Below are 19299 nucleotides of genomic sequence, written 5' to 3' on the forward strand. Positions count from 1 at the left end.
GTGTCAGTACGTTTTGCGCACTAATTTGGTGCGCTTCGGGCTGGCGAGAAAGCATTTACACGCGAGAGAACGCTTATGACAACAGGCTTGTATCATCCCGATGAGTTCAGGGACAACTGTGGTTTTGGCCTGATTGCCCACATGAAGGGCGAGGCGAGCCATAAGCTGTTGCAAACGGCCATCGAGTCATTGACTTGCATGACCCACCGTGGAGGCATCGCAGCCGATGGCAAAACCGGTGATGGTTGTGGGCTTCTTATTCAAAGTCCCAAGGCCTTCCTCTACAAAGCTGCTCAGGCGGCGTTCGGGAAAAAACCTGGAGACTTATTTGCAGTCGGCCAGGTTTTTTTAGCCCGGGACGAAAGCCAGGCGGCCGCGGGTCGCGCTGCGGTTGAGAAAAATCTCGTCGATCAGGGGCTGGAAATCGTGGGCTGGCGAGAAGTGCCTGTGGACGACAGTTGCCTGGGGCCGATGGCCCTGGATTGTCTGCCCAGGATTGAGCAGGTTTTTGTTGAGCCGGGTGGAAAAACCGAGCAGGAGTTTGCCGTTGCGCTGTTTGTTGGCCGCCGCCATGCTGAGCGGGAGATGTCGGACGACTCTGAGTTTTACATCTGCAGCTTGTCGCATCGGACCCTGGCCTACAAAGGCCTGATGATGCCGGCGGATCTCGCCAACTTTTATAAGGATCTGGGTGACCCGGATCTGCAAACCGCCATTTGTGTGTTCCACCAGCGGTTTTCCACCAACACCATGCCCAAGTGGCCGTTGGCCCAGCCGTTCCGGTTCCTGGCTCATAACGGTGAGATCAACACCATCGACGGCAACCGTAACTGGGCGATCGCCCGTGCGGCCAAGTTCAGTTCACCGGACCTGCCAGACCTGCAAACCCTGCAGCCGCTGGTTAACCTGACCGGCTCGGATTCATCCAGCATGGATAACATGCTGGAGATATTGCTGGCCGGTGGCGTTGACCTTTTCCGTGCCGTTCGGATGATGATCCCACCGGCCTGGCAGAATGTAGACACCATGGATTCCCAGTTGCGGGCGTTCTATGAATACAACTCCATGCACATGGAGCCCTGGGATGGCCCTGCCGGCCTGGTTATGTCTGATGGTCGCTATGCCCTGTGTATGCTCGACCGTAACGGCTTGCGCCCGGCTCGCTGGGTCATCACCAAGGACGACTTCATCACCCTGGCGTCGGAAGTGGGCACCTACGGGTACTCGCCCGACGATGTGGTTGCCAAGGGCCGTGTGGGGCCCGGGCAGATGCTGGCCATCGATACCGAGTCAGGGGAGGTGTTGCACACAGCGGATATCGATCAGCGCCTGAAAACCGCGCAGCCTTATAAGCGCTGGTTGAAAGACAACGCCCTGCGGGTAGAAACCACGCTGAACCAGGCCACCCCTGAGTTCAAACTGATGGAGCCGGACGAACTTCTGGTTCATCAGAAGATGTTCAATATCTCCTTTGAAGAGCGCGACCAGGTGTTGCGTCCGCTGGCTGAAAGCGCGCAAGAAGCTGTGGGCTCCATGGGTGACGATACGCCGATGGCCGTGCTGTCCAGCAAGGTGCGGCATGCGGCGGATTATTTCCGCCAGAAGTTTGCCCAGGTCACCAACCCGCCTATCGACCCGCTGCGCGAAACCATCGTGATGTCGCTGGAAACCTGCTTGGGTGCGGAGCAAAACGTCTTTGAGGAGACCCCGGAACACGCCAACCGGATTATTCTGACAACCCCGGTGTTGTCGCCGGCCAAGTTCCTCAAGCTCAGCAATAACGATCGCCCGGGCTTTGAAGTGGCCAGAATTGCCATGAGCTACCGCCCGGAGGAAGGCCTTCAGGAGGCGGTTCGCCGGATGTGCGATGAGGCTGAAAAGTCGGTCCGCGACGGTAAGGTACTGCTGATTCTAAGCGACAAGGACCTGGTGGAAGGCGAGTTGCCTGTCAACGCCATGATGGTGACCGGTGCTGTGCACCACCACCTGGTTGAGCGGGGTCTGCGCTGCGATTCCAACATCATTGTGGAAACCGGCTGGGCCCGGGATCCCCATCACTTCGCCGTACTGTTCGGCTTTGGTGCCACTGCGGTTTATCCGTACCTGGCCTATCAGGTCCTTAACGATCTGATCCGGACCGGCGAGTTGCTGATGGATCCGATTGAAGCCAAGAACAACTACCGTAAGGGCATCAACAAAGGCTTGCTGAAGATCCTGTCGAAGATGGGGATCTCCACCATCACCTCCTACCGCGGTGCCCAGCTGTTTGAAGCCATCGGTCTGGCCGATAACGTTGTGGATCTCTGCTTCAAGGGTGTGCCCAGCCGTATTCAAGGCGCGGACTTCTTCGACTTCCAGCAGGATCAGGAGCAGCTCGCAGCCGTTGCCTGGAAGCCCCGTAAGCCGCTGTCTCAAGGTGGCTTGCTCAAGTACGTTCACGGCCAGGAATATCACGCTTTTAACCCGGACGTGGTTGCCAAGCTCCAGGATGCGGTTATCAGTGGTGATTACGGCCATTACCAGGAATATGCTGGCCTGGTGAACGAGCGCCCGGTGGCCACTCTGCGTGACCTCCTGGTATTCAAGAAAGATCTCAAGCCGATTGATATCTCCGAGGTTGAGCCGGTTGAGAATATCTTCCCCCGGTTTGATTCGGCGGCCATGTCGTTGGGCGCTTTGTCTCCCGAGGCCCACGAGGCGCTGGCAGTAGCCATGAATACTCTGGGTGGCCGGTCTAACTCTGGTGAGGGTGGTGAAGACCCTGCCCGCCATGGCACCAACCGCCGTTCGAAGATCAAGCAGGTTGCCTCTGGCCGATTCGGTGTAACCGCAGAATACCTGCGAAGCGCCGATGTCATGCAGATTAAAGTCGCCCAGGGTGCCAAGCCCGGTGAGGGTGGCCAGTTGCCTGGTGGCAAGGTGAATGATCTGATCGCTCGCCTGCGTTATTCCGTGCCGGGTGTGACCCTGATTTCGCCACCACCGCACCACGATATCTATTCTATCGAGGATCTGGCGCAGCTGATTTTCGATCTGAAGCAGGTGAACCCGGAAGCTCTGGTGTCGGTGAAGCTGGTGTCCGAACCTGGAGTGGGTACTATCGCCGCCGGTGTGGCAAAGGCCTATGCCGACCTGATTACTGTATCTGGTTACGATGGCGGTACTGCGGCCAGCCCGCTGACATCGATTCGCTATGCCGGCTCGCCGTGGGAGCTGGGTCTGACCGAAACCCAACAGGCGCTGAGGGCAAATGACCTGCGGGGCAAGATTCGCCTGCAGACTGACGGTGGTATCAAGACTGGCTTGGATGTTGTTAAAGCAGCCATTCTGGGCGCCGAAAGCTTCGGCTTCGGCACTACGCCAATGGTGGCCCTGGGTTGTAAATACCTGCGTATCTGTCACCTGAATAACTGTGCCACCGGTGTTGCTACCCAGAACGATTACCTGCGGGAAGAGCACTTCAAGGGCACCGTTGAGATGGCCATGAATTTCTTCCGTTTTGTCGCGGAAGAAACCCGCGAGTGGATGGCCAAGCTGGGTGTTCGCAGTCTTGAGGAACTGGTTGGCCGTGTCGATCTGCTTGAGCGCCTGCCGGGCAATACCGAGCGCCAGAAAAAGCTGGACCTGACCCGTCTGCTGCAGAATGATCACATCCCGGCGGACAAGCCCCAGACTTGTCAGGTTGAGCGCAACCATCCGTTCGACGAAGGCCGCCTGGCGGAGCAGATGGTGAAAGACACCGCTGCAGCTATCGCAGAGAAGTCCGGCGGCGCCTGGAGCTACAAGGTTACCAACTGCGATCGCTCCATTGGTGCGCGGCTGTCTGGCGAAATTGCAGCGCAGTACGGTAACCAGGGAATGGTGGATGCACCGATCACTCTGGATCTTACCGGGACCGCAGGCCAGAGCTTTGGTGTGTGGAACGTGGGTGGTCTGAACCTGATTCTTGAAGGCGATGCCAACGACTATGTGGGCAAGGGTATGACTGGCGGCAAGCTGGTTGTTAAACCGCCCCGCGGCAGCGACTTCAAAACCCAGGAAACATCCATCGTGGGTAATACCTGCCTGTACGGCGCGACAGGGGGCAAGCTGTTTGCCGCTGGCACAGCCGGTGAACGCTTTGCCGTTCGTAACTCTGGTGCCCATGCGGTTGTAGAAGGGGCCGGGGACCACTGTTGTGAATACATGACCGGCGGCCTGGTTACCGTTCTCGGTTCCACCGGCTACAACTTCGGTGCCGGCATGACCGGCGGCTTCGCCTATGTGCTGGATCTGGACAACACCTTCGTGGACAAGTACAACCATGAACTGGTTGAGATCCAGCGCATTTCGCGGGAAGACATGGAAGCCTACCGGAACCACCTGCGTGGTGTGATCCGGGAGCATATTTCCGAAACCGGAAGCGCCTGGGCGGAGCACCTACTTGAAGATTTCGACGATTACATCGGCCGCTTCTGGCTGGTGAAGCCAAAGGCTGCGAACCTGCGCAGCCTGCTGGCCAGCACCCGTGCCCGCCCGGAATAAGGCTGGGCAACGCAAAGGTTGATGGGCTGCGCCAACGGGCGCAGCCCCCGTCGAAATTGAGCTGATGAGAGTAGCAACATGAAAGAACGTCTCAACAATGACTTTCAGTTTGTGGAAGTTGGGCGGGTAGACCCGAAGAAGGTGCCTGCCAAAAAGCGGAAGAAAGAATTCGGTGAGATCTATCACCCGTTTACCGAAACCCATGCGGCATCTCAGTCTCACCGCTGCCTGGCTTGCGGTAACCCCTATTGCGAGTGGAAATGCCCGGTACACAACTATATTCCGAACTGGCTGAAGCTGGTGTCTGAGGGCAACATCATGAAGGCCGTGGAGTTGTGCCACCAGACGAACTCCCTGCCGGAAGTGTGCGGCCGGGTGTGCCCACAGGATCGCCTGTGTGAAGGTGCCTGTACCCTGAACGATGGCTACGGTGCGGTAACCATCGGTTCGGTGGAAAAATACATTACCGACACGGCCTTCGCGCTGGGTTGGAAGCCTGATATGTCCAATGTGAAATGGACAGACAAAAAAGTTGCCGTTATCGGCGCCGGCCCCGCTGGCCTCGGCTGTGCCGATATCCTGGTGCGTAATGGCGTCAAGGCGGTGGTTTTCGATCGTTACCCTGAAATTGGCGGCCTGCTGACCTTCGGTATTCCCGAGTTCAAACTGGAAAAGTCCGTGATGTCCCGGCGCCGTAAGGTTTTTGAGGAGATGGGCGTGGAATTCCGTCTGAACACCGAGGTGGGTAAAGACGTCCAGTTGAAGAGCATCATGGAAGAATTCGATGCGGTGTTCATGGGCATGGGCACCTACACCTACATGAAAGGCGGCTTCCCGGGAGAAGAATTGCCGGGTGTTTATGATGCTCTGCCGTTCCTGATTTCCAACGTGAATCGCCGTCTTGGGTTCGAGAAAAAAGCGTCAGACTTCATCGATATGAAGGGCAAGCGCGTGGTGGTGCTGGGTGGTGGTGATACCGCCATGGACTGCAACCGGACCTCCATTCGTCAGCAGGCGGAGAGCGTCACCTGTGCCTACCGTCGGGATGAAGCCAACATGCCGGGGTCGCGCCGGGAAGTCGCAAACGCCAAGGAAGAAGGTGTGAAGTTCCTGTTTAACCGGCAGCCTATCGCCATCATCGGTGAAGACCGTGTTGAGGGCGTCAAGGTTGTGTCTACCCAGTTGGGAGAACCGGACGAAAATGGCCGTCGCCGCCCTGAAGTCGTGCCGGGCAGTGAGGAAGTCATTCCTGCGGATGCGGTGCTGGTGGCGTTTGGTTTCCGGCCGAGCCCCGCTGACTGGTTCGGTGAACACAAGGTGAGCACCGATGATTCCGGTCGTGTTGCAGCGCCGGAGGAAGCCGAGTTCCCGTTCCAGACCAGCAACCCGAAGATCTTCGCCGGTGGCGATATGGTGCGCGGCTCAGATCTTGTGGTCACTGCCATCTGGGAAGGTCGCCAGGCTGCGGAAGGCATTCTGGACTACCTCGACGTATAACTCTGAGTTGATCAGAGTCAGAAGGGCGGCTTGCTACGGGTAAGCCGCCCTTTTTTATTCGTATAAACGGGGTATCATTGCTCCCCATTATCTCTGACCATTTACCGACGAGAACGGGATACCTTATGACCGAGCTGAAGAATGACCGCTTCCTGCGCGCCCTGATGCGCCAGCCTGTAGACCGCACCCCGGTGTGGATGATGCGCCAGGCGGGCCGCTACCTGCCGGAGTACCGCGCAACCCGGGCAAAAGCCGGTGATTTTCTCAGCCTGTGCAAGAACACGCCGCTGGCCTGCGAAGTTACCCTGCAGCCGCTCGAGCGCTATCCGCTGGACGCTGCCATCCTGTTCTCGGATATCCTGACCATTCCTGATGCGCTGGGTCTTGGTCTGTACTTCGAAACCGGCGAAGGCCCGAAGTTCCGCAAGGTGATTCGCTCAGAAGCGGATGTAGACGCGTTGCCGAAAATGAACGCTGAGTCGGATCTGGACTACGTGATGAACGCCGTCTCCACCATCCGCCGCGAACTCAACGGCCGGGTACCGCTGATCGGTTTCTCCGGCAGCCCCTGGACCCTGGCCACGTACATGATTGAGGGTGGTTCCTCCAAGACCTTCTCTGAAGCCAAGAAGCTGATGTACGGCCAGCCGGAAGTGATGCACCGCTTGCTGGACCATCTGGCCGATTCGGTGATCGACTATCTCAACGGCCAGATTAAGGCCGGTGCCCAGGCGGTACAGATTTTTGATACCTGGGGTGGCGTGCTGAGCAGCTGGGCCTACGAGGAGTTTTCTCTGCGCTACATGAAGAAGATTGTGGATGGTCTGATTCGCGAGAGCGAGGGTCGCCGTGTGCCGGTGATTGTGTTCACCAAGAACGGTGGTCAGTGGCTGGAGTCCATTGCCGACTGTGGCGCCGACGCCGTGGGCCTGGACTGGACGACGGACATCGGCAATGCCCGCGCCCGCGTGGGCGATAAAGTGGCTCTGCAGGGCAATATGGACCCGGCCATGTTGTATGCGCCGAAGGCGCGGATTCGCCAGGAAGTGGCGGATATCCTGAAGCGTTATGGCTCGGGTTCCGGGCATATCTTCAACCTGGGGCATGGGATTACGCCGGATGTGGATCCGGAGCATGCCGGGGCCTTCATTGAGGCGGTTGTTGAGCTTAGCGGGCAGTATCACCAATAGGTTCGAGTTTGTGCTTTGTTTACTCCTAGCCTGCGGGCTGTGGAGTAGGCAGGGTGGCGATAGGGCCTCCAAAAAAACGCTACGAGCTCATCCCTGAGCGCTTCGCTCCGGCCATCCATGGCCTCCGAGATTTTTTGGAGGCCCTATCGCCACCCTGCAGTCCAACGTTTCGGGAATATCTTAAGCCCTCGGGAGCGAAGCTCTCGTTAACCACTCCACGCTGTACTCCCTTTTATGTCCGGTCTATAGTCATAGAGAGTAATGACCGTCGAGCCGGAGCTGCCCCTTGTCTACCAAAACTTCCGAAAAACGCCGTTTCCATCGAATCAGTTTCGATGCGCCCTGTGAGCTGCATTGTCAGGACCAGGTGTGGTCAACCGAGGTGTTGGATATTTCCCTGAAGGGCGTTTTGGTCCAGCGGCCGGAAGGTTGGAAGGTTCCGCTGAACAAGCCTTGTGAGGTGGTGATTCATCTGAATGAGCATGAAGCCGCGATTGTGATGGCGGTGGAGTTGAAGCACGTGGAGGATCATCGGTTGGGATTTCGGTGTCAGTATATTGATCTTGAAAGTGCCACGCATTTGAAGCGGCTGGTTGAGTTAAATCTTGGGGATCAGGCGCTGTTGGAGCGGGAGTTTGCGCATCTGATTGACTGATGCGGGTGTGTTTGTATTTCTCTGTTGGATTAGCGGTTTGGACGACTGATAGAGAGGGTGGTGTTGGGTGACCTTTCAAAAAATCTCGTAGGCCATGGATGGCCGGAGCGAAGCGCACAGGGATGTGCTCGTAGCGTTTTTTTGAAAGGTCACCCAACACCGCCCTAACTCCAAGCCTGGGAAGGCTGGGTGCTAGAGCCTAAAGTTCCTCTAAAGCTGAAAGGGCATCAGAAAGCTTGGTCACCGGAATGACCTTCATGCCTTCAACAGGCTTGCGCGGCACGTTGGCCTTGGGCACCAAAGCCCGGGTGAAGCCGTGCTTGGCTGCCTCGTAAATCCGCTCCTGACCATTCGGCACCGGCCGGATCTCGCCGGACAGTCCCACTTCCCCAAAAATCACCAGATCCTGGGGCAGCGCCCGATTCCGGAACGATGACACCACCGCTGACAACAGAGCAAGGTCCGCGCTGGTTTCGTTGACCTTCACACCCGCTACCACGTTCACGAACACATCCTGATCGGCCACATGCATACCGCCATGACGATGTAACACCGCCAGAAGCATCGCCAACCGGTTCTGGTCGGTACCCACGGCTACCCGCCTCGGATAGCTGCCCTGAGCCATGTCCACCAGTGCCTGGATTTCCACCAGCATCGGCCGGGTGCCTTCCCAGACCACCATCACCACACTGCCGGGAGCCGCCTCTTCGCCCCGGTTCAGGAAAATGGCGCTGGGGTTTTTCACTTCCTTCAGGCCTTGTTCCAGCATCGCAAACACGCCCAGCTCGTTTACCGCGCCGAAACGGTTCTTGATGCCCCGCAGGGTGCGGTAGCGGCTGTCGCTGGAGCCTTCCAGCAGGATGGAGCAATCGATCATGTGCTCCAGCACCTTCGGACCGGCCAGGCTGCCGTCTTTGGTGACGTGGCCGACCAGAAGCAAAATCGTGCCGGTTTGTTTGGCGAAACGGGTGAGGAAGGCGGCGCTCTCACGCACCTGGGATACCGAACCCGGGGCGGATTCGATATCGGCCACGTGCATCACCTGGATACTGTCGATCACCAAAATGCGCGGCTTCTCCATTTCCGCCACCTGCATCAACCGCTCCACGGAGGTTTCCGAGAGCATTTTCAGGTCTTTGGTGGGCAAACCAAGGCGTTTGGCGCGCATGGCGACCTGTTGCAGGGATTCCTCGCCAGTGACATACAGGGCTGAGTGTTGCTCGGCCAACTGGCAGACCGCCTGAAGTAGCAGGGTGCTTTTGCCCGCGCCGGGGTGGCCGCCCATCAAGACTGCCGAGCCTTCCACTAACCCGCCGCCCAGTACCCGGTCGAACTCCTGCATGCCGGTACTGATGCGGGCCTGTTCGGCCAGGCTGACTTCGTCCAGGCTTTTGACCTCGGAGAGGCTGCCCGCGTAGCCCTCAAAACGGGCGCTGCGGGCGCCCTTGCCGGGGCCGGAAACGCCGCGTACTTCGCTGATGGTATTCCAGGCCTGGCAAGCTGTGCACTGGCCTTGCCACTTGGAATAGTCTGCACCGCATTCGGTGCAGACATAGGCAGTTTTTGCTTTTGCCATCAGGCCAGCTTCTTGTACTTCATGCGCTTGGGCTGCATCGCTGATTCGCCCTTGCGCTTCTTGAAGTCGGCGTCGTAGTCGGTGAAGTTGCCTTCAAAATACACCACCTCGCCGTCATCTTCGAACGCCAGGATGTGGCTGGCGACGCGGTCCAGGAACCAGCGGTCGTGCGAGATGATCAGTGCGGAGCCGGGGAAGTTCAGGATGGCTTCTTCCAGGGCGCGCAGGGTCTCCACGTCCAGATCGTTGGTAGGTTCGTCCAGCAGCAACACGTTGCCACCTTGCTTTAACAGCTTGGCCAGATGCAGGCGGTTACGCTCACCGCCGGACAGGTCGCCTACCCGTTTTTGCTGGTCGGTGCCCTTGAAGTTAAAGCGGCCCACATAAGCGCGGGAAGGTGTTTCGTAGTTACCTACCTTAATGATGTCGTTGCCGTCGGACAGTTCTTCCCACACGGTCTTGCTGCCGTCCAGGTCGCGCATCTGGTCTACGTAGGCCAGTTCCACGGTTTCGCCCACGGTAATGGTGCCGGAGTTTGGTTGGTCCATGCCGGCAATCATTTTGAACAGCGTGGATTTACCCGCGCCGTTACCACCGATAATGCCAACAATGGCGCCCGGCGGTACGCTGAAAGACACGTTTTCATAAAGCAGGCGATCATCGAAGGCTTTGCTGATGCCTTCCACTTCGATCACTTTGCCGCCCAGGCGCGGTCCGGGCGGGATATACAGTTCGTTGGTTTCGTTGCGCTTCTGGAATTCCTGTGAGCTCATCTCTTCGAAGCGGGCCAGGCGGGCCTTGCTCTTGGACTGGCGGCCCTTGGCGTTGGAACGCACCCACTCAAGCTCCTGCTTGATGGCTTTCTGGTGCGAGGCTTCCTGTTTGGATTCCATTTCCAGGCGCTTCTCTTTATTCTCCAGCCACTGGCTGTAGTTGCCTTCGAACGGAATGCCGTGGCCACGGTCCAGTTCCAGGATCCAGCCGGCCACATTGTCGAGGAAGTAGCGGTCGTGGGTAATGGCGACCACAGTGCCATCGTAGTCGTGCAGGAAGCGCTCCAGCCAGGCCACGGATTCCGCATCCAGGTGGTTGGTGGGCTCGTCCAGCAGCAGCATGTCCGGGCCGGACAGCAGCAGGCGGCATAGGGCGACACGGCGGCGTTCACCGCCGGACAGTACTTTGACTTTCTGATCCCAGGCCGGCAGGCGAAGAGCGTCGGCGGCCACTTCCATTTTGCGTTCGATATCGTGGCCGTCGGTGGCCTGGATGATGGCTTCCAGTTCGCCCTGCTTTTTGGCCAGGGCGTCGAAATCGGCATCCGGCTCGGCGTATGCGGCGTATACCTGGTCCAGTTCGGCCAGGGCGTTGTGTACGTGGGCGACGGACTCGTCGACGATTTCCTTGACGGTTTTCTCTTCGTCCAGCTCCGGCTCCTGTGGCAGGTAGCCTACATTGATGCCGGGCTGTGGCCGGGCTTCGCCGATGTAATCCTGGTCGACACCCGCCATAATACGGAGCAGGGTGGATTTACCGGAGCCGTTAAGGCCGAGAACGCCGATTTTGGCGCCCGGGAAGAAGCTCAGGGAAATGTCTTTCAGAATCTCCCGCTTGGGTGGTACCACCTTGCCCACGCGGTTCATGGTGTATACGTACTGGGCCATATTGGCAGAATCCTTATCCGAAATTCGCGTAGATAACAGAAAACACGACAGGTGTCTGGCTAAGGCCTTCGGGGTGGGCGATTCGGGATCCTCAAAAACAGGGATGTTTTTGCGGAGCGTACAGGGACGTATTCACAGCGTATCCCGAATCGCCCACCCCGAAGGCCGTCACTGCCAAAGTCGACACCATTGAATGTTGATCGGCTAAGGTATCTAAACCTATCCGGGATAGCAATTGAGTGAAAATCGGGACCCTCGGTGTGCCGGTATCTGCGGACGGCATAAAGGATGATTTTTAACCCGCTTTCGGGATAGAATAGCGGCCCAATTTTTCAGGGGTTACGGCATGCACAGAGGCAGCGCCGGGCCAGCCATACAGACAGGGGCAGCACATCCATGTTTAATCGTGATATGAAAATCGCCGGTTTCGATGACGAACTGTGGAACGCCATGCAGGCGGAAGAGAAGCGTCAGGAAGCGCACATCGAACTGATCGCGTCTGAAAACTACACAAGCCCGCGGGTGATGGAAGCCCAGGGCAGTGTGCTGACCAACAAATACGCCGAAGGTTATCCCGGCAAGCGTTATTACGGCGGCTGTGAGTTTGTCGATATCGCTGAAGACCTGGCCATTGCCCGTGCCAAGGAACTGTTTGGTGCTGCCTACGCCAATGTGCAGCCCCATTCTGGCTCCCAGGCCAACTCTGCCGTGTTCATGGCCCTGCTCAAACCCGGCGATACCGTTCTGGGCATGAGCCTGGCCCACGGTGGCCACCTGACCCACGGTGCCAGCGTCAACTTCTCCGGCAAGATCTATAACGCCGTTCAGTACGGTATCAACACCGACACCGGCTTGCTGGACTACGACGAAATCGAGGCACTGGCCGTTGAGCACAAGCCGAAGATGATCATTGCCGGCTTCTCAGCATATTCCCAGGAATTAGACTTTGCCCGCTTCCGTGCCATCGCCGACAAGGTTGGCGCCTACCTGTTTGTGGACATGGCTCATGTGGCTGGCCTGGTTGCTGCGGGCGTGTATCCGGACCCGGTGCCACACGCCCACGTGGTTGCAACCACCACTCACAAGACCCTGCGCGGCCCCCGTGGTGGCCTGATCCTGGCCTGTGATGATGAAGATCTGCAGAAGAAACTGAACTCTGCCGTATTCCCGGGTGGCCAGGGCGGCCCGCTGATGCACGTGATCGCTGCCAAGGCTGTGTGCTTCAAGGAAGCCATGAGCGATGAGTTCAAGGCTTACCAGAAGCAAGTGGTCAAGAATGCTGCAGCCATGGCTGAAGTGTTTGTTGAGCGTGGTTTTGACGTGGTTTCCGGTGGCACCAAGAACCATCTGTTCCTGGTCAGCCTGATCAAGCAGGACATTACTGGTAAAGACGCCGACGCCGCGCTTGGCAAAGCGCACATCACCGTGAACAAGAACGCCGTCCCGAATGACCCGCGCTCGCCGTTTGTGACCTCTGGTCTGCGCATTGGTACCCCCGCAGTCACCACTCGTGGTTTCAAGGAAGGGGAGTGTCGTGATCTGGCCGGCTGGATGTGTGACATCCTCGACAACCTCGAAGACGAAGCAACCATCAGCCGCGTGCGTGAGCAGGTAGAAGCGGTGTGTGCCCGCTTCCCGGTCTATGGCTAAGTGATAGCGTAACAAGACTGCCCGGGTGTTCCTAACGGAGCCCCGGGCTCTTCCTTTCCGGAGCATCTGAATTATGCATTGTCCTTTCTGTGGTGAAGCCGATACCAAGGTGATTGATTCGCGCCTGGTGGCTGAAGGTGATCAGGTTCGCCGCCGCAGGGAGTGTTTGTCCTGCCGCGAGCGGTTCACTACGTTCGAAAACGCCGAGCTGGTGATGCCGCGCGTGGTCAAGCAGGATGGCACCCGGCAGCCATTCGATGAAGAAAAGCTTCGGGCAGGCCTGATGAAGGCGCTGGAAAAGCGGCCGGTCAGCATCGAGGAAATCGACGCTGCCCTGAACCGCATCAAGTACCGCCTGCGTTCCACTGGCGAGCGTGAAGTAAAGTCGATGCAGCTCGGTGAGGAAGTGATGACAGAGCTGCGCCAGCTCGACAAGGTGGCCTACGTTCGCTTTGCCTCTGTTTATCGCAGCTTTCAGGACATCAACGAGTTCAAGGAAGAGATTGAACGATTGTCTCAGGGCAATGGTGAAACCGCGGCTGATGTGGCAAGGGCGTTGGCCGACAAGCAGTCCGGAAAAGGCAAGGCATGATTGCAGACCGTGACCGGGCGATGATGGCCCGGGCCATTCAGTTGGCCTGGCGTGGTCGCTATTCTACCCACCCCAACCCCCGGGTTGGCTGCGTGATTGCCAAGGGCAACCGCATCGTCGGGGAAGGCTGGCACGAACGTGCCGGAGAGGCTCACGCAGAAGTTCGCGCTCTGAGTCAGGCAGGCCAGGATGCCCGTGGGGCGACCGCGTATGTCACCCTGGAGCCCTGCAGCCATTATGGCCGAACGCCGCCCTGTGCCAGAGCGCTGATCGATGCTGGCGTGGCGCAGGTATTTGCCGCAACCAAAGATCCTAATCCGTCAGTGTCTGGCCGGGGGCTGGACATGCTCCGGGATGCCGGCATCAAGGTGACCGAGGGGTTGATGGCCGATGAAGCGGTTCGCTTGAACCCCGGTTTTATGAAGCGCATGAATACTGGCCGGCCCTGGGTTCGCCTGAAAATGGCCGCCAGCCTGGATGGCCGTACTGCCATGGCCTCTGGCGAAAGCCAGTGGATCACCGGGACCGAAGCCCGGAGGGACGTGCAGCGGCTGCGCGCCATCAGCGATGCTATCCTGACGGGAGTAGGTACCGTTCTGGCGGATGATCCATCGTTGACGGTGCGTCGGGATGAAATGGGGGAGATTGGTGATGCCACGGACCCCTCACGCCAGCCTCTGCGGGTTATTGCAGACCGGGACGCCCGCACACCGGCGACGGCGCGTATACTCCAGGGGGGCAATGTTCAGGTGTTCTGCGCCAGTTCGGCACTGGCATCGGCGCCGGCGCAGGATCTGGCCGCGCTGGGCGTTAGCCTGACCGGTGTGGCCTGGAAAGATAATGGTGTTGACCTTGCTGAGCTGCTGGATGCCCTGGGCGAACTTGGCATCAACGAATTATTGGTAGAGGCGGGGCCAACACTGGCCGGAACGTTCATTCGGGAAAACCTTGTGGATGAACTCTGGTTGTATCAGGCGCCGGTATTTCTGGGCAGCACCGGGCGACCAACCGCTCATCTGCCGCTTGAAACAATGGCTGATAAAGTGCAATGGAAAGTGCTGGATCGGCGTCAGGTGGGTGAGGATCAGAGGCTGATCCTGGCCCGCAGCTAATCATTCAATTCATTCCCTTCGGTCGCAGCAAGATGCGGCCAGGGTGACAGGGTGCAGAACCGTATGGCACTGAACAGCATTGAAGACATCATCGAAGACATCCGCCAGGGCAAAATGGTGATCCTGATGGACGATGAGGATCGCGAGAACGAAGGCGATCTGGTAATGGCTGCAGAACATTGCACGCCGGAAGCGATCAATTTCATGGCTCGCTTCGGCCGGGGCCTGATCTGTATGCCGATGACCCGCGACCGGTGCGAACAGCTGGGCTTGCCGTTGATGGTGCAGCAGAATGCTTCCGGCTTCGGCACCAAGTTCACGCTGTCTATCGAGGCGCGTGAAGGCGTGACCACCGGTATCTCTGCGGCTGATCGCGCCCGCACGGTACAAGTGGCGGTTGCCCGCAATGCCAAGGCGTCAGACCTGGTTCAGCCGGGCCATATTTTCCCCTTGATGTCGGATCCTGGTGGGGTGTTGAGCCGGGCCGGGCACACCGAAGCCTCCTGTGACCTGGCGGCTCTTGCCGGTTGCGAGCCTGCCGGCGTGATCTGTGAAATCATGAATGACGACGGTTCCATGGCGCGCCGTGAAGACCTGGAAAGATTCGCAGAAGAGCATGACCTGAAAATCGGCACCATCGCAGATCTGATCCACTACCGCACCATGAATGAAAAAACCGTGGAGTGCGTGGAAGAGCATGACCTGGATACCGAGTATGGTCTTTTCAAGTTACGTACCTACCGAGACAACATTCAGGGTGCTACCCACCTGGCCATGGTGATGGGAGATATTGCCCCTGAAGAGCCTGTGTTTGTGCGTGTACACATCACCGATACCCTTCGGGATCTGCTGGGTGCACGCCGAAAGGACTCGCGCAGTTGGCCATTGCATCATGCCCTTGAGAAAGTGGCTGAGGAAGGGCGTGGCGTTGTGGTTCTGCTGAACAGCGCTGAAGACAGCTATAACCTGGAAGATCGAATCCAGGAATTCTACGACGAGGGCACAGCATCTGCCGGGAAGGGCAGTTCTGGCGTGTACTTCACCGTCGGAACCGGTTCCCAGATTCTGCGGGATATCGGCGTAGGCAAAATGCGCTTGTTGAGCCCGCCGGTAAAATTCTCTGCCATTTCCGGTTTCGATCTGGAAGTTGTGGAATACGTACCCTACACCCCCGAATGATAAACCCGGCTGCGGCTCTGAGTGCCGCAGCTCGCGAAGGAGCCCAAGATGGCAGATATCAAAGTAATTGAAGGTGATTTTACCCAGTGCAGCGGCCGTTACGCGCTGGTGGTTGGCCGGTTTAACGGTTTTGTGGTTGAAAGTCTTGTAGATGGGGCTGTAGATACCCTGTTGCGCCACGGTATTTCCAAAGACGACATCACCATCATCCGGGTACCGGGTGCCTATGAAATGCCGCTGGCAGTCAAGCGCGTAGCCGAAACCTCCGACTACGATGCCATCATCGCCCTGGGCGCGGTTATTCGTGGTGGCACGCCGCACTTCGAATACGTCGCCGGCGAAGCCTCCAGTGGTTTGGGCGCGGTCAGCCTGGAAACCGACGTTCCGGTTACCTTTGGCGTATTGACCGTCGATTCGATCGAACAGGCCATTGAGCGCTCAGGCACCAAGGCCGGCAACAAAGGCGCGGAAGCGGCCATTACTGCCCTGGAAATGGTCAGTCTGTTCAAAAAGTTGGGTGAGTAATGAACGAAGCGGGTGATACCTCCCCCCAGCCGGGGAAAACCGGCCAGCCCAAGGCTGGTGATCGGCGCAGGGCACGGGCCCTTGCCATGCAGGGCCTGTACCAGCGGCACTTCAGCAAAACGCCGATCTCTGACATTGAAGCGGAGTTCATGGTCGATAATGACATGAGCAAAGTAGACATCATGTATTTCCGGGATTTGTTGCGGGGCATCCATCGGGAACAGGCCGAGCTGGATAAACTGATCGAGCCTTTCCTTGATCGGCCCCTGAAAGAGGTGGATCCGGTTGAGCTGGCGATTGTCCGCCTGGGCACCTATGAGCTGAAGCATCGGATTGATGTGCCCTACAAGGTGGTGATTAACGAAGGCATCGAGATGGCCAAGCGTTTTGGCGGTACCGAAGGCCACAAGTTTGTGAACAGTATTCTGGATAAACTGAGCCAGCGCCTGCGCCTGGCAGAGACTCGCCCGCGTTGATTCATGGGTGAATTCGAGCTGATCCGTCGCTTCTTTGTGCCCTTGGCCAACAAGGCCATGACAGATCAGCTTGTGCTCGGCCCCGGGGATGATTGCGCTATCCAGCGTGTTCCCGAGGGCCGGGATCTGGTCTTCTCAGTGGATACGCTGGTAGAAGGCGTTCATTTTCCTGCTAACTATTCCCCTTTCTGTCTGGGATGGCGAGCGCTGGCGGTAGCCACCAGTGATTTGGCTGCCATGGGCGCTACACCTGTTTGCTTTACCCTTGCACTGACATTGCCTGAGGCGCAGCCTGAATGGTTGGCGGATTTTGCCCAAGGGCTTGCTAAGGCCAGTGATAATTTCGGAATTGCTCTGGCCGGTGGCGATACTACCCGGGGGCCGTTGGCGGTCTCCATCCAGGTACACGGTACGGTGACACAAGGCTCTGCTATCCGGCGCTCTGGCGCCCGCCCGGGTGATCTTATCTGCGTGTCCGGACCATTGGGTGCCGCCGGCGCCGCACTCGAATTTCTGGAGGCAACCGCCCCAGCTTCCGACGAGAAAGCCGTGCTGGCTCGCTACCATTTTCCTGAGCCCAGGCTGGCGCTTGGCCAACAGCTGATTGGCAGGGCTTCAGCGGCGATCGATATCTCCGATGGCTTGCTGGCGGATCTTGAGCACATTCTCGAGCAGTCCGGTGTGGGTGCTGAGCTGGACGCCAATAGCATTCCAATGTTGCCGGAGTTGCGCCGACTTAAAGGGGTTGCGGCGCTCAGTCTGGCGTTGACCGCAGGCGACGACTATGAATTGTGCGTGGCCATCGCGCCTGATCAATACGCTGCCCTGGCACCGGAGGTGCAGGGTGGGTTGATTATTATAGGGCGTATTCAGCAGGCGTCGGGGCTGCGCGTGACGGGAGTGGACATGACGGAATCACCCGCCGGATTTGATCATTTTGGGAGATCGGTTTGAAGGACGAAGATCTGATGCATGAACCAGACAGTCCAACGGCTATACTGCCACCGGGCTTTTTGCGACACCCAGTGCATTTTCTGGCCTTTGGCTTCGGCAGTGGCGCCATGCCAAAGGCGCCCGGCACCTGGGGGAGCCTGGCGGCGATACCGGTATGGTACACCTTCGCCTGGTTGCCCCCGGTTGCCTATTGGCTGGTGGTTCTGGCGGCTTTCCTGGTGGGTATCTGGTTGTGTGGGAAAACCGCAGACTCGCTCAAGGTGCATGACCATGGAGGTATCGTCTGGGACGAGTTTGTAGGCATGTGGATAGCCCTTGGCCTGTTCCCGGACCAGATCTACGGTGTATTGATGGCGTTTCTGCTGTTCCGGCTGTTCGATGTGGTCAAGCCCTGGCCCATCAGTTGGCTGGATGCCCGGATGCCAGGAGGGCTGGGGATCATGGTGGATGATGTGGTGGCCGGATTCATGGCCCTGGTCTGCTTGTGGGGTATCGATGTTTGGGTAATGCCCTTCATCATCTGAAGAACATTACCCGGCGGATGGGCCAGCCGGAGCTTCCGTTCGGCCAGGTTTAATGGAGTTGCTGTTCTTCCGGTAGCATCCTGACCACGTGCAGAAATCGCTTGAGGCCGATCTCTGCACGTTCCCGGGACGCAAAGGGACCGCTGTCAAAGCCTTCCCGGGTGGTGAAATACCATTTGCTGCCTACACAGAAAAAACGACTGCTGCGAAAGGGTGCCGGGCCTTGTTCCCCGGTCCTGCGCTGAGTGTCCATGGTTGCTCCTGAGCCCGCTTATTCTTTTCTTCTCGGGCAACGCGTTTTGTTTGCCGACCTGATTAAAATTAATCCAATTGCCGCTTAATTCAACAATTTTTTACATTCTTGTGATCGGCGTTGCATGAGCCCGGTAAAAATCTCCGGTACTTGGCACCCGCATATCAAAGCTTTGCTTGCTCCCCATGGCCTGGATGGTCAGAATGCGAGAGCGTGTGATTCCGTCATGGCCGCCCAGGCCTCTCAAGGAAAAGGAGATGAAATGAGTATGTGTCACGTTTCCAGGGTTTTCAAGTTGGTTGCCCTGATGCTGAGCGTTACCTTGGTAGGTTGTGCATCATCACTGACGCGAGTGGATGCCTGGCAGGGCGACCCCGAGGGGGCGGCGAACCCGGCGGTGTTGAAAGCCCCGGGTGAAATCCAGGTAGCTGCCATCAACGGCAGAAGCATGACCCGCTTCATGTTGGACGATCTGGCTCTGGACTACGGCTTGTTGCCCGGCGAAACCGAGGTCGTCTTTACCTACAAGACCATATGGGCCCGAACCGGGGTGGTGCGTGATGGCGAATCCAAAGTGCATACCGTTGAAAGCGAGCAACAAGTGGTGCGCTTCGACGCCCAGCCGGGCGCAGAGTATCGCTTCCGTTTTGACAAGCCGTCGTCGCGGCAGCAGGCTGAAGCCATGATGACGGGCTTTTCCGCAGCCATTATCGACAGTAATGGGGCGCTGGTGGCTGAATCCAGCAAGTGGGATGGGGCGTCTCAGGGCAGCGCTTCTCGCACGCCGTTGGCGGCATCTGGCGGTAGCGCCGGCAGCGAACCTGGCTCGACCACGCTGGAGCGCCTGAAAGCTCTGTGGGAAGACGCTACCGAGGAAGAGAAGCGAACCTTCCTTCGCTGGGCGTTTGAGTAATATTGTCGGCGGGCCGGG

The 19299-nt window shown here is 58.1% G+C and carries 16 protein-coding genes; 13 read left to right on the forward strand and 3 right to left on the reverse strand.

The features are described from left to right. Positions 1-75: 75 nt before the first annotated feature. The 4 genes from gltB (at position 76) to QUE75_RS04185 (ending at position 7866) form a co-directional block, all read left to right on the forward strand. Positions 76-4524 carry a glutamate synthase large subunit gene (gltB, locus tag QUE75_RS04170; RefSeq protein ID WP_286253843.1) on the forward strand — a complete coding sequence of 1483 codons (4449 nt, stop codon included), beginning with the start codon at positions 76-78 and terminating at the stop codon, positions 4522-4524. Positions 4525-4602: 78 nt separating this feature from the next. Further along, complete coding sequence (locus QUE75_RS04175; protein ID WP_106693184.1) at positions 4603-6021, forward strand: FAD-dependent oxidoreductase; 1419 nt, start codon at positions 4603-4605, stop codon at positions 6019-6021. 125 nt (positions 6022-6146) lie between these two features. Beyond that, positions 6147-7211, forward strand: coding sequence for a uroporphyrinogen decarboxylase (gene hemE / locus QUE75_RS04180; RefSeq protein ID WP_286253844.1), 1065 nt, complete (start codon positions 6147-6149; stop codon positions 7209-7211). 286 nt (positions 7212-7497) lie between these two features. Then, positions 7498-7866, forward strand: coding sequence for a PilZ domain-containing protein (locus QUE75_RS04185; RefSeq protein ID WP_058091272.1), 369 nt, complete (start codon positions 7498-7500; stop codon positions 7864-7866). A 199-nt stretch (positions 7867-8065) separates the two neighbouring features. On the opposite strand, the gene radA is transcribed toward QUE75_RS04185, so the two are convergent. Beyond that, positions 8066-9442, reverse strand: coding sequence for a DNA repair protein RadA (gene radA / locus QUE75_RS04190; RefSeq protein WP_061332378.1), 1377 nt, complete (start codon positions 9440-9442; stop codon positions 8066-8068). Beyond that, positions 9442-11103, reverse strand: coding sequence for an energy-dependent translational throttle protein EttA (gene ettA, locus QUE75_RS04195; protein WP_061332377.1), 1662 nt, complete (start codon positions 11101-11103; stop codon positions 9442-9444). The genes radA and ettA overlap by 1 nt, the downstream gene beginning before the upstream one ends. A gap of 396 nt (positions 11104-11499) precedes the next feature. On the opposite strand from ettA, the gene glyA reads away from it, so the two are divergent. The 8 genes from glyA to QUE75_RS04235 all read left to right on the forward strand — a co-directional run bounded on the left by glyA (position 11500) and on the right by QUE75_RS04235 (position 18115). Next, complete coding sequence (gene glyA / locus QUE75_RS04200) at positions 11500-12753, forward strand: serine hydroxymethyltransferase (protein ID WP_061332376.1); 1254 nt, start codon at positions 11500-11502, stop codon at positions 12751-12753. A 73-nt stretch (positions 12754-12826) separates the two neighbouring features. Beyond that, positions 12827-13345 (forward strand): transcriptional regulator NrdR, encoded by a 519-nt coding sequence (nrdR, locus tag QUE75_RS04205; protein WP_058091276.1) that lies wholly within the window; start codon positions 12827-12829, stop codon positions 13343-13345. Next, positions 13342-14457, forward strand: coding sequence for a bifunctional diaminohydroxyphosphoribosylaminopyrimidine deaminase/5-amino-6-(5-phosphoribosylamino)uracil reductase RibD (gene ribD / locus QUE75_RS04210; protein ID WP_061332375.1), 1116 nt, complete (start codon positions 13342-13344; stop codon positions 14455-14457). The genes nrdR and ribD overlap by 4 nt, the downstream gene beginning before the upstream one ends. A gap of 63 nt (positions 14458-14520) precedes the next feature. Beyond that, a complete protein-coding gene (ribBA, locus tag QUE75_RS04215) occupies positions 14521-15636 on the forward strand; it encodes a bifunctional 3,4-dihydroxy-2-butanone-4-phosphate synthase/GTP cyclohydrolase II (RefSeq protein WP_286253855.1) in 1116 nt (371 codons plus the stop codon). Positions 15637-15684: 48 nt separating this feature from the next. Beyond that, positions 15685-16161 carry a 6,7-dimethyl-8-ribityllumazine synthase gene (gene ribH / locus QUE75_RS04220; RefSeq protein ID WP_106693188.1) on the forward strand — a complete coding sequence of 159 codons (477 nt, stop codon included), beginning with the start codon at positions 15685-15687 and terminating at the stop codon, positions 16159-16161. Then, the gene (gene nusB, locus QUE75_RS04225) at positions 16161-16637 is read left to right on the forward strand and encodes a transcription antitermination factor NusB (protein WP_072678316.1); all 477 of its coding nucleotides are present in this window, start codon (positions 16161-16163) and stop codon (positions 16635-16637) included. Before ribH ends, nusB begins: the two co-directional genes overlap by 1 nt. Before the next feature lie 3 nt (positions 16638-16640). After that, complete coding sequence (thiL, locus tag QUE75_RS04230; RefSeq protein ID WP_286253859.1) at positions 16641-17591, forward strand: thiamine-phosphate kinase; 951 nt, start codon at positions 16641-16643, stop codon at positions 17589-17591. Positions 17592-17605: 14 nt separating this feature from the next. Next, positions 17606-18115, forward strand: a complete 510-nt coding sequence (locus QUE75_RS04235) for a phosphatidylglycerophosphatase A family protein (RefSeq protein ID WP_286255596.1) — start codon at positions 17606-17608, stop codon at positions 18113-18115. A 49-nt stretch (positions 18116-18164) separates the two neighbouring features. On the opposite strand, the gene QUE75_RS04240 is transcribed toward QUE75_RS04235, so the two are convergent. Continuing rightward, complete coding sequence (locus QUE75_RS04240) at positions 18165-18368, reverse strand: DUF6316 family protein (RefSeq protein ID WP_058091282.1); 204 nt, start codon at positions 18366-18368, stop codon at positions 18165-18167. A 262-nt stretch (positions 18369-18630) separates the two neighbouring features. Between QUE75_RS04240 and QUE75_RS04245 the strand changes: the two genes are divergently transcribed. Next, positions 18631-19281, forward strand: a complete 651-nt coding sequence (locus tag QUE75_RS04245; protein ID WP_106693190.1) for a DUF2057 family protein — start codon at positions 18631-18633, stop codon at positions 19279-19281. Positions 19282-19299: the final 18 nt, after the last annotated feature.

It is taken from the genome of Marinobacter shengliensis (genome assembly GCF_030297115.1).
Lineage (GTDB): Bacteria > Pseudomonadota > Gammaproteobacteria > Pseudomonadales > Oleiphilaceae > Marinobacter > Marinobacter shengliensis.

Bases quoted from the DNA above. Each gene is read 5' to 3' on its own strand.
- gltB (WP_286253843.1), top strand. From the start codon at position 76: ATGACAACAGGCTTGTATCATCCCGATGAGTTCAGGGACAACTGTGGT.
- QUE75_RS04175 (WP_106693184.1), top strand. From the start codon at position 4,603: ATGAAAGAACGTCTCAACAATGACTTTCAGTTTGTGGAAGTTGGGCGG.
- hemE (WP_286253844.1), top strand. From the start codon at position 6,147: ATGACCGAGCTGAAGAATGACCGCTTCCTGCGCGCCCTGATGCGCCAG.
- radA (WP_061332378.1), bottom strand. From the start codon at position 9,442: ATGGCAAAAGCAAAAACTGCCTATGTCTGCACCGAATGCGGTGCAGAC.
- ettA (WP_061332377.1), bottom strand. From the start codon at position 11,103: ATGGCCCAGTACGTATACACCATGAACCGCGTGGGCAAGGTGGTACCA.
- glyA (WP_061332376.1), top strand. From the start codon at position 11,500: ATGTTTAATCGTGATATGAAAATCGCCGGTTTCGATGACGAACTGTGG.
- nrdR (WP_058091276.1), top strand. From the start codon at position 12,827: ATGCATTGTCCTTTCTGTGGTGAAGCCGATACCAAGGTGATTGATTCG.
- ribD (WP_061332375.1), top strand. From the start codon at position 13,342: ATGATTGCAGACCGTGACCGGGCGATGATGGCCCGGGCCATTCAGTTG.
- ribBA (WP_286253855.1), top strand. From the start codon at position 14,521: ATGGCACTGAACAGCATTGAAGACATCATCGAAGACATCCGCCAGGGC.
- ribH (WP_106693188.1), top strand. From the start codon at position 15,685: ATGGCAGATATCAAAGTAATTGAAGGTGATTTTACCCAGTGCAGCGGC.
- nusB (WP_072678316.1), top strand. From the start codon at position 16,161: ATGAACGAAGCGGGTGATACCTCCCCCCAGCCGGGGAAAACCGGCCAG.
- thiL (WP_286253859.1), top strand. From the start codon at position 16,641: ATGGGTGAATTCGAGCTGATCCGTCGCTTCTTTGTGCCCTTGGCCAAC.
- QUE75_RS04235 (WP_286255596.1), top strand. From the start codon at position 17,606: ATGCATGAACCAGACAGTCCAACGGCTATACTGCCACCGGGCTTTTTG.
- QUE75_RS04240 (WP_058091282.1), bottom strand. From the start codon at position 18,368: ATGGACACTCAGCGCAGGACCGGGGAACAAGGCCCGGCACCCTTTCGC.
- QUE75_RS04245 (WP_106693190.1), top strand. From the start codon at position 18,631: ATGAGTATGTGTCACGTTTCCAGGGTTTTCAAGTTGGTTGCCCTGATG.